The organism is Prevotella sp. SGI.167, assembly GCF_050313615.1.
In the GTDB taxonomy this organism is placed as follows: Bacteria; Bacteroidota; Bacteroidia; order Bacteroidales; family Bacteroidaceae; genus Prevotella.
The window spans coordinates 1-333 of the sequence record NZ_JBNPLT010000156.1 but is presented as its reverse complement, the minus strand read 5'-3'; the positions used below and the strand labels follow the sequence as shown (position 1 = coordinate 333).

Sequence of the window (333 nt, the reverse complement as noted above, 5' to 3'; positions counted from 1 at the left end):
TCTAGCTGTTGTTGTATAACGCTTGCGAGGGAGTTGACTATCTGATTCCTGCTTTTCTTTTTCTGTTTTCTTAGGCAGTTTTACAGCTGGTTGCTCTGGGGCCGAAGATGCCTTAGACTCTTCAGCCTTATGCTTTTCATCCAACGCCTCGTCAGCAGCATCACTGATTTTCTTTTTCAATCCATCAAGTCCCAACTCATTGACCTCTGCGTCGGATGTATCCAATACACCATTCAAGAGCTTGGTCAAATCTGAGTTATGAGCAAACTTCCTATGAAGGAGAACCTCGATGATAGTTTTATAATCAACCTGAGCCTTGTCTGCTATATCCAA

The 333-nt window shown here is 42.9% G+C and carries 1 protein-coding gene; it reads right to left on the bottom strand.

The window, feature by feature from the left end:
- Positions 1-333 (bottom strand): hypothetical protein (locus ACQRBJ_RS16325; RefSeq protein WP_445304271.1); only part of this gene is annotated, 333 nt, incomplete at both ends.